Source organism: Streptococcus sp. CCH8-C6 (assembly GCF_001557225.1).
Classification (GTDB): domain Bacteria; phylum Bacillota; class Bacilli; order Lactobacillales; family Streptococcaceae; genus Streptococcus; species Streptococcus sanguinis_C.
Genome location: NZ_LSJN01000061.1, coordinates 49,136 through 62,786 on the forward strand (window position 1 = coordinate 49,136; position 13,651 = coordinate 62,786).

Sequence of the window (13,651 nt, forward strand, 5' to 3'; positions counted from 1 at the left end):
GAGTCGAGATTCTCTTCCCGACTCTTTCAGTTATATTCAAAGATTAAAGAGCTGCCCGTAGACGAGCTTCTGCATTTTCAACATTGCGAACAGAACGTGGCAGAAAAGCACGGATATCATCTTCTTTGTAACCAACTTGGAGACGTTTATCATCCACTAAAATGGGACTTTTCAAAATACGCGGGGTCTCCATGATGATGTCAAGAACTTCGTTAACACTTAATTCCTCAATGTCAACACCCAAACCTTTAGCATAGCGGTTTTTGGATGAAACAATACTCGCGATACCATTTTCTGTTTTGGTTAAAATATCCAGAAGTTCCTCTTTGGTGATGCCTTCTTTACCTAAATTTTGTTCTTTATAAGTTAATTGATGAGCGTTTAGCCAGGTTTTTGCTTTTTTACAACTAGTACAACTTGAGACAGTATAGATTGTGATCATGTAAGTACTCCTTTCGCTACACGATACTAATATCGTAGTCTATTATATCACAAAAACCATCGGTCTTGCGACCTATTTTGCAAAATTACTCTTCAATTTCAATGGCATCGTCCAAATCAAGAATCACTTCTTCCATCGTTTCCACAGGACTGTCAGCCTTGCTGCCAACCGCTTCTGCTAGCTCATCTCCTTCAATCAAACCATAGCGAACACGAACCTGGCGGTCAATTTCGTCAAAGACTTCTGGATGATCAGCCAAGTACTTCTTAGCATTTTCAGAACCTTGACCGATTTTTTCATCATTGTAGGAGTACCAAGCACCAGCTTTTTTGATGATATCCAAATCAGTCGCAATCTTAATCAGCTCACCTGTCTTAGAAATACCTTCTCCGTACATGATTTCCACGAAAGCTTCTTTGAATGGCGGAGCTACCTTATTTTTAACGACCTTGATTTTGGTTTCTTTACCAACATTGGTATCCTTCTCATCACCAGTACCTTTGATTTGAGTATTACCGCGAACATCCAGACGGACAGAAGCATAGAACTTCAGTGCACGGCCACCTGGTGTTGTTTCAGGATTACCAAACATAACGCCAACTTTTTCGCGCAGCTGGTTAATGAAAATCGCAATCGTCTTCGTTTTGTTGATAGAAGCAGACAGTTTGCGCATAGCCTGGCTCATCATCCGAGCCTGCAAGCCGACATGGCTGTCACCGATATCGCCATCAATTTCCGCACGTGGTACCAGGGCTGCAACTGAGTCCACAACCACCAAGTCTACCGCACCTGAGTCAATCAGCTTGCCGGCAATTTCCAGTCCCTGTTCTCCAGAATCAGGTTGAGACAGCAGCAACTCATCAATATTAACACCCAGAGCAGCCGCGTATGACGGATCCAAAGCATGCTCAGCATCGATAAAGGCTGCGATACCACCTTCTTTTTGCGCTTGAGCAACAGCGTGAAGCGCAACGGTTGTCTTACCAGAAGACTCCGGACCATAGATTTCAATAATCCGTCCCTTAGGGTAACCACCAGCACCAAGGGCAATATCCAAGGCCAAAGAGCCAGAACTCATAACTTGAACCTTTTGCTCTGCCCGCTCGCCAAGACGCATAATAGCTCCCTTACCAAAATCCTTTTCAATGTTTTTAAGAGCATTATCCAAGGCTTTTTGGCGCTCATCGCCGAATTTCTTTGAGATTTCGTCTAATTTTTTTTGTTTCTTTGCCATTTATTTCTCCTGTTTTTTCTAAAATGTCTTTTGGCCATCTTCGTCATTATACCAAAAATCAGCTATTTAATAAAGTTTTTCGTACTAGGTTGAAGGCGTGCAGAACAGCAATTTTCCGCACATCACGCCGACTTCGTCCAGCAATATTGACCTTAATAGTTTCTGTTCCTGAAGCACTTGCTAAGCCGATAAAAACGGTCCCTGCTGGATGGCCTTCCAGTGAATCTGGACCAGCCACACCTGTCAGACTGACAGCTAGGTCACTTTCGGTCAGCTTTCTAGCCTGCTCTGCCATTTTCCCAGCCGTAAAAGCGGAAACGACACCGTGCTTCTCCAGGTCTCCCAACGGAATATCCAGCATCCGGCTCTTTTCCTCCATGCTGTAGGTGACAAAGCCACCTGAAAAAATGGAAGAGGCTCCAGCAAAATCAGCCAAGGTCGCCTGAAAGAGCCCTGCTGTCAGACTCTCCGCCGCCGAAATCGTCTTTCCTTGACTCTTCAGCAAGTCAAAAGCCACCTGAGCCAAGGAATTGTCATCTCCATAACCATAGAAAATCTCTGACAGCGACTGACCTTCAAAAGTCTTATGTGCCAAAATTTCCTTTTCCACAGCCTCAAACTTGGCATCTGCTTCTGCCTGACTCAGAGCCTTGGTGGACAGTCGCAGGGTAACCTCTCCCGTCTTTGCATAAGGAGCAATGGTGGGGTCACTCTGCTGCTCAATCATCTCTGACAAAATAGTCACTAGCTGACTCTCGCCGATACCAAAGAAGCGTAGCACCCTCGAATATAGCTTTTGACCTGTGGATAAGAGGGGAACCAGCTCGTTGTTGACCATAGGCTTGAGCTCGCTAGGCGGACCAGGCAGGACTACATAAGTCACTCCATCAACTTCCAATAAACCGCCAACAGCTAAACCAGTCGCATTTAGTAACGGAGTCGAGCCTTCAACTAGCTGGGCCTGACGCTCATTGTTGGGCGTTCGAGCATAATCTGGCCGGCTGGCAAAAAAGCGATCCAGCTTTTCCACAGCCTGTGAGTCAAAATTAAGCTCACGCCCTAAGAACTTAGCCAAGGTCTGCTTGGTCAAATCATCCTCTGTTGGCCCCAAGCCTCCTGTTAGGATAATCAGATTACTACGCCCTTGAGCAATTTCCAAAACAGAGAGGAGACGATTTTCATTGTCCCCCACTGCTGTTTGAAAATAAACATCAATCCCCAGACTCGCCAGTTTTTCAGATAAAAATTGGGCATTGGTATTGACAATCTGACCTGTCAGAATCTCGGTGCCCACAGCAATAATTTCTGCTTTCATAGAACCTCCTATCTTACTATTCGGAATTGGCTTTATTTTATCACAAAAAATCTTAAAAAAGTTGATTTTCATTTCAGGAAATAAAAAGAACTGTCAAGTTCCTTGACAAACTTGTCAACATACTGTGGAAAACTTTTAAGAATGACTGATGTTATGTAGAATAACTGGATTGTTAGGAAAATGCTATTGGCAAATGGTTTCATTATTTTTATAATAAAGATGAAAAAAGGAAATCATCTAAATACTTTTATTTGAAGAAAGGAGATCATCATGAAAATTTCACAAGTTCTCAAAGATATTCGTCAACAAAATCAACTCACTCAAGAGGCCTTGTCGGAAAGGCTCAAGGTTTCCCGCTCTGCCATTGCCCGCTGGGAAAGCGAAAAAGGTATCCCTGATATTGGAAATCTCATCGCTATCAGTCGGGAATTTGATATCAGTCTGGACACACTCATCAAGGAGGATGAGCGCTTGGAGAAAAAGGTCATCGAAGATAGTAAGGCCAAGAAATGGCATTATTTAGTCATCCTCTACCTTTTTTCCATCTTGGTTTATATTGTTGTCTTTGCTTACTTGCACCATATCTTTATGGCTGGTTTCCTCATCTCCACCCTCTTTATGCTTTTCTATGAATTACGCATCTTTATCAAGGAAAAGATTTGGATGCAGAAAGGATAACTAAACAAAATTCCTTGGATGTTAGAAAACCAAGGAATTTTTTCTATGAAGCAAGGAATATAGTCGCACTATTATGAAAATTATGAAAGAGAACTGACAAGCAAAGATTGCGTTCACTTTTTACATATAAGACAGCAAAGAAAAAAGAGGAAAGTAAAACTGCAGCTACCTTTGACAAATGAGCTGAATCAAGATTTGTATTTCAAAAATTTATTGGAACTTTTGTCTTTATGCGTTTGTCGTGTCATCATAAATTATTTTTTAAACGCTTCGTATAGTTTTTTATAGAACTCTTTCTTTTCTTTTTTTTGATTATTAAACTCTTTTTTGCCGTAATCAAAATTCGCTACTGAAAATCCCTTGCCATCATCAGAAAAAGTGAAGAATTCTATCCCAATCAATTTATTATTTTTAGCATCTACTACAGTAGTTCCTAAATTATTGTTAAATTGTTTAACTTCTTCTTCACTAACCCCAAACCCCATAGCAGTGCCATCTGCAATAATATTTGAAAACACTTCTTCTGAAGATGCTACTTCTTTGACAGATATTAGATAGACAGCATCTTCTGTTTCTACTTGCCTTACCTTATCCCATCTTTCGGTATCATTCGAAGAGATTGTATAGACTGTTAAATCCACCGAAGGTTTATTGGGATTTTCTTTTTTAATCACTTGTTTGCCAATTAAGACGATTGCGAGTACTCCAATGACTAGTAGCAAACTAATATAAATTTTCTTTTTCATGCCTGACTTCCTATATCTTTTATATCAATGATAACATCAACTTTACTATATACAGCTGGATCATGCGTTGCTATAATAACATAATTATCCTTGGTTGCTTCACTCAATAATAAGTTGATGATTTCATTCCCAATCTCACTATCCAAGGCTCCTGTAGGTTCATCCGCTAAAATAATTTTACGCGGTTTCATTAACATTCTTGCAATAGCTACACGCTGAGCCTGTCCCCCAGACAATTCATATATTTTATGTTTTAAATAGTCCGTAGAAAGGCCTACTTTTTCAAGTATCTCAGATATAATTTTTTTGTCTTTATTGAGGAGTTTTAAATTATCATATACTGTTTTGTTTTCTATCAAAGAATAATTTTGGAATACATACCCAATAGTATTTTTAAAATAGGTTCTTTCTTTTGTTTTCCAAATATCCTGTTTATCAACTAACACTTTTCCACTGTCAATTTTTTCTAGCCTTCCTATAATGTTTAGCAAGGTAGTTTTACCTGAACCCGAACCGCCAATCAAGGCGTAGCTTTTTCCAGCTTCAAAGGTTAAATTTAAATCTGTAAATATTTCTTTTGAGCCATATTTTTTTGTAACATTCACAATTTCAATTGTCATTAGTCATCCCCTTTTAGAATTTGAGTGTATCTATCAGATAATTTTCTGAAACTTATTATTATTGACATCATTAAAACCGTTAAAGAAGCAAGACCAATATACAATAACTCTATTTGTCCTGTCATGATAAATGTCAATAAGATAACCATTATAATCGTTATCATAAAATATTTTAGACTTGAAATGGCTATACCTGTTTTCGATAGGCCTAAAATGATTTTTTTGACATAGTCATTCTGTTTTAAGGCAACAAACATTTGAGCATATTGATAAATGAGTAGAAATACAATTCCGCAAATAACTATTTGCAGTATTTTTGAAAGGAGAATTTGGTGCTCTAAAGATTGAATATTAAGTTTCACAGTTTGGTAAACCTCGACTGGATTGATTGAAAAATTCAAACTAGCACTCAAATCGTTGATGTCCTTAATTGCTTCTGGACTAAAAAGTGAGTTATATATGATATTGCTTGCCAAAATAAAATCGTTAGTTTCTACCATTTTATCAGTATCTAATACAACCACTATATTACTCTTACTATTTGTCACACTTTCCAAAGGTAGATTATCTTTATTTTCAGGGATACTACTGCCATTTTCATTGAAATAGAAAAATTCTTGCCCATCAGGAATGACTTGCACCGTAAGATCATCTTTTGTATAGTTTGTACCAGTAAATTGTTCTGCTACAACCGTATTCTCGATTGATGCCTTATTCTCTTTAAATTTATTAGGAATATAGATGGTTGCTATTTTATTATCTAAAATACGATAGTTTGTTCCATTAACTTTATTTTGTACCTTAGCACCTGTTTGATTGATATAAACCAGCTCTTTATTAACCTCTGGATTCGTTATCCCATCACTTTTTAATTGCTTAGAAAAATCTTCTGTAACATGAGAAGTTTTCATAAAATCTGGAACATAGACTGAAGATGATTTGATATATATAAAATCCAGTTTTTTTAAGGCTTTAGCAATCTCTATATACTTAGCTCCTGAGTCATTTGCTTCTTCTCCATTAGTAACAGATTCATTTTCAATACCCAAAAACTCTAGTCTTTTCCAATCTTTTACTGCACTCCATGGTTCTAAATGCTTTATCTGTATATTTATCTTTGATTGACTAGCCTTTGTTTCCCGTAAAAAGACTCCTGAAACAACTATTATGCTAGAAATAACCGCAAGCCATACGATAAAAATGAGGCTGTTTTTGGCCTTGTTTTTTATAATTTCAATAGGTTTTTCAACCTGAATCGTCAGCCAAAATAAAACAAAGGTGATGAGATCAATGATTTGAAAAATTATAAAATTGGTTAGAAGTAGAGAGAAGAATAACTTGGAACTATAGGTGAAGAGACCACTCCCCAGAAAAGAGCCATAGAAAACCATCAATAAAGCAACTAAAATCAGCTCAAAAGTAACAGAAATTAAGTAATCCTTTTTTAGGTTATACATAGGTAATCCTAAAGAACGTCTTATCACCCCTTCTTTAATCTTTCTCGCTCTAACAACAAATAAAACAACTAATAAGGTTAAGTAAATTGAAATCATTAACAAAAATCTTAAAGAGCCAGTAAATTGTATCATTCCTCCCATATACCAAGGGTAAGCTATATATACTACTTGCAGACCTGTAGACGTAAGTTTTTTTAAATCATTTGAATCTATTTCCCCTAGAGTATAGTACATCCCTGTTATCGGTACAGACTTTAATTGTTCATAGCTGGCATCATCAAGATTTATATAAGTCAACTGCCCTGAATTCTGAACCACCGGCTTGTATATTTTAACTTTTTTTTCTTCTGATAGGCCACTAATCATTTGATACACTTCTTCATTAGAAAGATTGCTTTTCCCTTGAATGGAGAAGGCACCATCAATTGGTAAAGGTATTGGTTTTTGAGTATCACTAATACTAACCAGACCAATGGCAGCAATTAAGCAAAAAAAGAGTCCTATAACACCTAATTTTAATTTCATAAGCTCCTACCTATATTATAAAAGACCCTATAATATTATTGGGTCTTCCAACTTTCATAAACTATTGTTAAAATTTAAAGTAGTTCCAATGTGCATTTATTTGAAATATTTAGAACATTGAACTCACTCCCCTTCTATCCTATCCACCTTATCTCCACGGCCACCACCATGGGAGTGCATTTACAAGCATTATTAGCGTCATTGCCAATAAAATAGAATTGTATTTCACTTTCTTCATTTTTGCCCTCCTTTTTATTTCATGGTATACTATTTTAAAATATTTTTTCAAAATGTAGCTTTTAGTAACATTTTAAAAAGGAGTTCTTATGCGCTGGGATTATGGAAAAATCTATAAAAAAATTAGGAAATCAAAAGGGTTGACTCAAGAAGAAATTTGTGGAGATTTTTTAGCTCGCTCAACTTTGGCACGAATTGAAAGCGGGCAAGTCGTGCCAAAGTTCGATACCATGATTTTTTTACTTCGCCAGATAGATATGACACTAGAAGAATTTAAATACATTTGTGATTATTATCAACCTAGTCAGAGACAGAAAATTTTAAATTCTCTTTACAACCAAGGTGAGTCTATTGTAGGGACAGAAGGTTTGTTACAACTAAAGAGAGAATGCGAGGCATATCTATATAAACATTCCGATATTCCGATTAAACATGCTTTAGATAGCATCAATATTACTATTCATCTGAGACAAAATGGAATTTCTGAGACAAAAGAAATTAATGCTACTACCAATAAAATTTGGGCGTATTTAGAAAAACAGGACACTTGGTATGAAAGTGATTTTCGACTGCTTTCTACCATCCTTTATTTCTTCCCTTTAGAAAATATCAAACAATTTACCCAAAAGATTTTAAATAGCATAAAAAAATACCAATCATTTCGCAATGGGAATAATCTACAAATCGGACTCTTAGTCAACCTTTCTACCATCTATCTTTATAATGGATTAAAGAGAGAATGCGCTGAAATTACTAAGTACATTTACGATTTGTCAAAAAAAGAAAAACGTTATGATTCCCTCGGGCTTTCACAGATTCGACTTGGAATTTGCAAAAATGATAACGAATTAATAAAAAAAGGGATTGCTCTACTACACCTTGCCGATGAAAAAGAGCTAGTAAAATCTCTAAAAGAAGAAATTGAAAAATACCGTTGAGAATCTTTCTCAAACGGTATTTTTATGTGGATTAAAGTCACAATCATTTTCATGGTCATTGATAAGGCCAGCGGCTTCTAAGAATGAATAGACACAAACAGGACCAACAAATTTGAAGCCTTGCTTTTTCAGCGCCTTGGACATAGTTTCTGACAGCTCTGTCTTAGTAGGGGCTTCCTTGTAGTTCGTAATTTGATTGTCAATCGTTTTGAAATCGACAAAGGACCAGATATAGTCGTTAAAAGAGCCAAACTGCTTTTGAACAGCCAAAAAAGCCTGGGCATTAGCCCTAGTCGCATAGATCTTCATCTTATTGCGGACGATATTAGGATTATCCAAAAGAGCATCCAAGTCTGCATCCGTCATCTGGGCAATTTTCTGGGCGTCATAGAAATGAAAAGCTTCCCGAAAAGCCTGGCGTTTATTCAGAATGGTCTCCCAAGAAAGTCCAGCCTGATAGGTCTCCATGCAAAGCAATTCAAATAATTTCTGATCATCATGGAGGGGCTTGCCCCACTCCTCATCATGATAAGCTACATACAAAGGGTTATTCATCTTTACCCAGCCACAGCGTTTGGTCATAGCTTTCTCCTATTTCACCAACATCTTGAGAGCTGACTTGATATAGTTTTCAGCTGTATCCGACGTGCCTTCAAAGAATTTCTTGATTTTCTTAAGTTCAGCAGCTTTGTAGCCCAGAGCCAACATAGCTTCCATGGCTTCTTCCAGCTCCTGATTATCTCCATTCTGGACGGGCGCCTTGCTTTCTGTCGGACCATCCGTCGCCACTACCTTTCCCTCCAAGTCTAGCACCATCTGCTGAGCTGTCTTCTTGCCAATCTTAGGAAACTTGGTCAGGTAGGTGATGTTTTTCTGCTCAATGGCTTGCACTAAGCCAGCATTATCATCCGCCGCAATAATTGCCAGAGCAGACACTGGTCCGATACCTGAGACTGAAATCAAGCTGAGAAAGAGTTGTTTCTCCTCCTCGGTCGCAAAACCGTAAAGGAGCTCCGCGTCTTCTCTCACCACCTGGTGAACATAGACCTTGGCTTCCTGATGAAGATGGCCTGAGTAAGCATAGGGGTTGGCCACATGAAGAATGTAGCCGATAGAGTTGACTTCCAATACAATGTACTTGGCTGTAATTTTGCTGATGATTCCTTTAAAATATTCGTACATAATCTTCCTTCTTTTTGTATCATTTTGCCTATCTAGTATATCATATTTTCTACCTGGAAACTGCAAATAGAAGTGCAACCGGTGGTTGACAAAATGTACAGGAAGCTGTATTCTCAAGATAACTAAAAGCTGTTAGGATAGAGTTAGCAAAGAAAAGGAGGCTGCAATCATGAAACTCGCCGATAAATTATTTGAACTAAGAAAAGAAAAGGGCTGGTCACAAGAAAAGCTAGCTGAACAAATCAATGTCTCTCGCCAAAGCATTTCCAAGTGGGAGTCTGGCCAAGCACTGCCAGAACTCGAAAAAGTTGTAGAACTGAGCAAGATTTTCCAAGTGACGACAGATTATCTGCTTTTAGAAGACAGCGATAAGCCGGAAATAAAACCCGTCCTCTCAGAAGACGAAAAAAATCGCTACTACAAGGAAGTAAAATCTTATGGCTTCTGGCAGGTTCTATATATTTTTGTATCAGCTCTGGCTATCTTTCTCTTTTTCGCAGGTTCTAGCTTTCCAGCAAAATTCACTGCCCTGGTCTGGTTGAGCTTTTTCCTCTTAATCGCATCAGCAATGGCTATTAACAAGGCGCTAAAGATTAAGAAAAAGTATCTGGACAAGGTTATCGGCCTTGATGAGGATTCTAAGAAAGAAGGTGCTAAAGATGAAACTAAAAACTGACAATCCCATACCTGTCAAAACTCGTCTGAAAGAGCTGATTGGAGACTGGCTCTTCATCTCAGGCTACCTCATTGCTCTTTTTTTACTAGCTATGGGCTTTTATAATCTGGTTCTAGGAGGCATTCCTATATTCACTGAAGCCCAGAGCCAGCTACTGGCTTTTTCTAGCTCAGTTCTGCCTCTAACTATCATCTTTGCTTGGCTTGACTATAGAAAAGGCAGTTTTGGCAAGCGTTGGGCAGGTTTACAGTTGGTTTACAAACATAGGAGCCTTTCCCACAGCTTTTTGCGATCTGCTATCAAGTTTTTCCCTTGGCAGCTTGGACATATGGGAGCTATCCGTAGTGCTTATCAAGCAGATACACTGTCAATTTTCTTGTCAACTTCAGCAGGGATTCTCTTCTTAATCTTTCTACCGATGGGACTGCTTCGCAAAGACAAACGCCATCCAGCTGATTTTCTTGCTGGAACACAAGTTCAGCTCAAAAATTCAAAACAGCTCTAGTTTTATAACTAGGGCTGTTTGATTTTCTATAAGGTTTAGTATTTCCCCAACTCCCGCAGGCTAGTATGATTTTCCTGAATGCGGCGGAACATTTTTTCCATATCCGACTTGGTAAAGTTGACCAAGACCGGTCGGCCGTGTGGACAGTTGTAAGGATTGTCACACTGGGACAGCTGAAAGAGCAAGTCACGCGCAGAGTAGTCATCCAGACTGTGATTGGCCTTGATGGAGCGTTTGCAGCTCATCATAATGGCCAGCTCTGCTCGATATTTCTTAATGGAAACTTCCTTGGTCAGGAGAAGCATATCACACATTTCATAGATGCCGGCCTCAATCTCCTCTTCTTTGAACCAAATCGGATGTTCACGGAGGATAAACTGATTGGCTCCGTACTCTTCTAAAAAGATGCCAGCGTCTTCTAACAGCTCCATCCGCTGCTTGATTCGCAGCATATCGTCTGCTGGAAATTCAAAAATATAGGGTACCAAGAGCTGTTGCTGGCTATTGTCCACATCTCCAATCTTCTCCCGATAATACTCATACTTGACCCGCTCTTGGGCAGCATGCTGGTCAATAATGTAAAGACCACCCTTGCCCTGAGCAAAGAGATAAGTGCCATGCATCTGACCGAAATATTCTAACTCTGGGAAGCTTGACTTCTCTTCCTGTTCCAACTTATCCACAGCCCGCTCCAGACTAGCCTGGTCTAGCTCTGGATGGTCTAGTTGGTCATAGCTGGCAGGCTTTCTCTCTGCAAATTTGACCGAAGTTGATTGTGGCAGTTCTGATTTTTCATCTGTCGCTTCATGAACAGGTTCCGCTGATTCTTCAAAGGATAGCTGCTGCTCGGCCACCTGTGGCTTGAGGAAGAAATCATTCTTCTCCTTATCGTAATAGAGGCGATTTTCTTTCAGCGGAAGACTGGTCTGTTCAGGCTTATTGGCACGTTTAACAGTTGATTTGGCTAGATTTTCCAAAGCATCCGGGATAAGATCCTGCTCCTTGAGACTAGCCGCAATAGCTTGCGAAATCAGGGTCATGAGTTCTCGCTCTTTAGAAATCCGCACCTCTTGCTTGGTAGGATGGACATTGACATCAGCCAGATAGGGGTCAATCTGAATATTGATGACCGCTAGTGGAAAACGGCCTACCATCAGCTTGCTGCCGTAGCCGTCCAAAATAGCACGATTGAGTAGGAAATTCTTTATATAGCGGCCATTAATGAGAATCGTAATATAATTGCGATTCGCACGAGTCAGCTCAGGCAGGCTGACATAGCCGCTCACCTCAAAGTCCAGATCTGAAGCCGAGATTTCCACCATTTTCTTAGCTGTTGCCAGGCCATAGATGCCTGCAATAGCCTGACGCAGATTGCCACTGCCGGCAGTCCGTGTCATTTCTCGGCCGTCACTGATAAGGGTGAATGCTACTTCCGGATGGGCTAGACTGAGCCGATTAATCACATCAACGATATGAGACAGCTCAGCCTGCTGGCTCTTCATATACTTGAGCCGGGCGGGAGTATTGAAAAAGAGATCTTCTATCTTGATTTTCGTTCCTACCGGACTGCTGGTAGGCTCATGCTCTTCGATCTCACCACCTTGGGCAACTAGCAAAGTTCCGTGCTGGCCCGTTTCCGTTGCAGTCTCAATGGTAAAGCGCGAGACAGAAGCAATGGAAGGAATGGCCTCACCACGGAAACCCAGCGTCCGAATCCGAAAGAGATCCGCCTGCTTCTTGATTTTACTGGTAGCATGGCGTCGAAGAGCCAGAGGAACATCTTCGTGATCTATGCCCTCGCCATTATCCGTCACCTGAATGCCCTTGAGTCCGGCCTCCTCGATTTCGATAGTAATCTGACTTGCACCCGCATCAATTGAATTCTCCACTAGCTCCTTGACCACGCTGCTGGGCCGCTCAATGACCTCACCGGCCGCAATCTGATTGGCTAGAATTTCTGGAAGTTCGATAATTTTTGACATCTTTTTCTCCGTATTCGTTCTGCTATCTATTATAACACATTGGGCTCTTTCTATCAGAAGGCAGCCTTGTATTAACCACTCTGCTCACAAGACCAACCAGATAGACACAAATAGCTGCCACATGGACAAAAGGGCTTGTTTTCGCTGCCAAGTTGCGGTTTAATAAAGGTGAAAGGAGGAAGTTATGAAAGTTAAGCTAAGAATTGATTCTCAAGTCACCGAAGACTCCGTCAGCATTGAGGCTCGCCTCATGACAGAAAGCATTCAGGAATTGGTCCACTTTGCTCAACATCTAGGCAAAGAAGACAAGATTCATGTCAAAAAAGAAGATGAAATCTATCTGCTGGATGCTAAGGAAATCCACCGAATCTATACAGAAAATCGCCAGATTCAGGTTCGGACAGAAAAAGACGGCTATCGAGCTCAACAAGCTCTTTATCAATTGCTGCAGGTCCTGTCGGAGTATTTCCTGCAGATTTCTCAGTCGGAGATTATCAACAGCCAACAAATCAGCCACCTCAAGCTGACTCCAAATGGTCTGATTCAAATATTTCTGAAAAACGGCGATCAGACATACTCGTCCCGCCGCTATCTCAAATCCATTAAAGAAAGGTTGCAATTATGAAAACTCGTCTTAAAGAACTCTTTTTCGGAGGGATTTTCATCGGTCTCTTCTTCTCCATGATTGTTTCTTATTTTTACAATCCAGCTTATCTACCGCTTCACCCTCGCTCTCCTATTGGCCACTTCTTTTTGAGCCAGCATGTCCATGTTTCCCTCATCATGCTCTACTGCCTGCTTATCTGGTTTATCATGGGAGCTATTTTCAGATGGAGTGGAAGCTTCTTCCAAAGAGACTGGAGCATTATTCGCTCCGTCGTTAGCCACTATTGTGCGATGATTCTGACCTTTGTACTTTTGGCTAATCTAGCTGGATTCTTCCCAAGAGAAAAAATACTCAGCCTGACACTGACTGCCGTCTGGGAATTCACCCTTATCTATCTAATTATTTCAGGCGCCATCTATTACCACACCTATCGCAACATTCAAAAAATCAATAGCGGTTTGTCTGGCAAATCGTGAGAAATAAAAAGAACAGACTTGAAGCATTAAC

General features: G+C 39.9%; 15 protein-coding genes. 6 read left to right on the forward strand and 9 right to left on the reverse strand.

The window, feature by feature from the left end:
* Positions 1-43 precede the first annotated feature (43 nt).
* The 3 genes from spx to AX677_RS06000 form a co-directional block, all read right to left on the reverse strand.
* Positions 44-442 (reverse strand): transcriptional regulator Spx, encoded by a 399-nt coding sequence (gene spx / locus AX677_RS05990; protein WP_002894078.1) that lies wholly within the window; start codon positions 440-442, stop codon positions 44-46.
* 85 nt (positions 443-527) lie between these two features.
* Positions 528-1,676: a recombinase RecA gene (gene recA / locus AX677_RS05995; protein ID WP_060976491.1), complete on the reverse strand. Its 1,149-nt coding sequence runs from the start codon at positions 1,674-1,676 to the stop codon at positions 528-530.
* Positions 1,677-1,734: 58 nt separating this feature from the next.
* Positions 1,735-2,991 carry a competence/damage-inducible protein A gene (locus tag AX677_RS06000; RefSeq protein ID WP_060976492.1) on the reverse strand — a complete coding sequence of 419 codons (1,257 nt, stop codon included), beginning with the start codon at positions 2,989-2,991 and terminating at the stop codon, positions 1,735-1,737.
* 270 nt (positions 2,992-3,261) lie between these two features.
* Here AX677_RS06000 and AX677_RS06005 point away from each other — a divergent pair, with 270 nt between their 5' ends.
* Positions 3,262-3,669, forward strand: coding sequence for a helix-turn-helix domain-containing protein (locus AX677_RS06005; RefSeq protein ID WP_060976493.1), 408 nt, complete (start codon positions 3,262-3,264; stop codon positions 3,667-3,669).
* Between the two features lie 254 nt (positions 3,670-3,923).
* On the opposite strand, the gene AX677_RS06010 is transcribed toward AX677_RS06005, so the two are convergent.
* From AX677_RS06010 to AX677_RS06020, 3 genes are read right to left on the reverse strand one after another with little or no spacing between them, the layout of a single operon-like run.
* Positions 3,924-4,415: a hypothetical protein gene (locus tag AX677_RS06010; protein ID WP_002922685.1), complete on the reverse strand. Its 492-nt coding sequence runs from the start codon at positions 4,413-4,415 to the stop codon at positions 3,924-3,926.
* Positions 4,412-5,035 carry an ATP-binding cassette domain-containing protein gene (locus AX677_RS06015; RefSeq protein WP_060976494.1) on the reverse strand — a complete coding sequence of 208 codons (624 nt, stop codon included), beginning with the start codon at positions 5,033-5,035 and terminating at the stop codon, positions 4,412-4,414. The genes AX677_RS06010 and AX677_RS06015 overlap by 4 nt, the downstream gene beginning before the upstream one ends.
* Positions 5,035-7,017 (reverse strand): hypothetical protein, encoded by a 1,983-nt coding sequence (locus AX677_RS06020; RefSeq protein WP_060976495.1) that lies wholly within the window; start codon positions 7,015-7,017, stop codon positions 5,035-5,037. The genes AX677_RS06015 and AX677_RS06020 overlap by 1 nt, the downstream gene beginning before the upstream one ends.
* Positions 7,018-7,343: 326 nt before the next feature.
* Here AX677_RS06020 and AX677_RS06025 point away from each other — a divergent pair, with 326 nt between their 5' ends.
* Positions 7,344-8,192: a helix-turn-helix domain-containing protein gene (locus AX677_RS06025; RefSeq protein ID WP_060976496.1), complete on the forward strand. Its 849-nt coding sequence runs from the start codon at positions 7,344-7,346 to the stop codon at positions 8,190-8,192.
* 9 nt (positions 8,193-8,201) lie between these two features.
* Here the strand turns inward: AX677_RS06025 and AX677_RS06030 are convergent, their stop codons facing one another.
* Both AX677_RS06030 and ruvA read right to left on the reverse strand, forming a co-directional pair.
* The gene (locus tag AX677_RS06030; protein ID WP_060976497.1) at positions 8,202-8,774 is read right to left on the reverse strand and encodes a DNA-3-methyladenine glycosylase I; all 573 of its coding nucleotides are present in this window, start codon (positions 8,772-8,774) and stop codon (positions 8,202-8,204) included.
* A 9-nt stretch (positions 8,775-8,783) separates the two neighbouring features.
* A complete protein-coding gene (gene ruvA / locus AX677_RS06035; protein WP_060976498.1) occupies positions 8,784-9,374 on the reverse strand; it encodes a Holliday junction branch migration protein RuvA in 591 nt (196 codons plus the stop codon).
* A 169-nt stretch (positions 9,375-9,543) separates the two neighbouring features.
* Between ruvA and AX677_RS06040 the strand changes: the two genes are divergently transcribed.
* Both AX677_RS06040 and AX677_RS06045 read left to right on the forward strand, forming a co-directional pair.
* Positions 9,544-10,050 carry a helix-turn-helix domain-containing protein gene (locus AX677_RS06040; protein WP_060976499.1) on the forward strand — a complete coding sequence of 169 codons (507 nt, stop codon included), beginning with the start codon at positions 9,544-9,546 and terminating at the stop codon, positions 10,048-10,050.
* Complete coding sequence (locus tag AX677_RS06045; RefSeq protein WP_060976500.1) at positions 10,034-10,555, forward strand: RDD family protein; 522 nt, start codon at positions 10,034-10,036, stop codon at positions 10,553-10,555. Before AX677_RS06040 ends, AX677_RS06045 begins: the two co-directional genes overlap by 17 nt.
* Positions 10,556-10,590: 35 nt before the next feature.
* On the opposite strand, the gene mutL is transcribed toward AX677_RS06045, so the two are convergent.
* Positions 10,591-12,537, reverse strand: a complete 1,947-nt coding sequence (gene mutL, locus AX677_RS06050) for a DNA mismatch repair endonuclease MutL (protein ID WP_060976501.1) — start codon at positions 12,535-12,537, stop codon at positions 10,591-10,593.
* Between the two features lie 184 nt (positions 12,538-12,721).
* On the opposite strand from mutL, the gene AX677_RS06055 reads away from it, so the two are divergent.
* A complete protein-coding gene (locus tag AX677_RS06055; protein WP_060976502.1) occupies positions 12,722-13,162 on the forward strand; it encodes a LytTR family DNA-binding domain-containing protein in 441 nt (146 codons plus the stop codon).
* On the forward strand, positions 13,159-13,620 hold the full coding sequence (locus tag AX677_RS06060) for a DUF3021 domain-containing protein (RefSeq protein WP_060976503.1): 462 nt from the start codon (positions 13,159-13,161) through the stop codon (positions 13,618-13,620). Before AX677_RS06055 ends, AX677_RS06060 begins: the two co-directional genes overlap by 4 nt.
* The last annotated feature ends 31 nt before the right edge of the window (positions 13,621-13,651 follow it).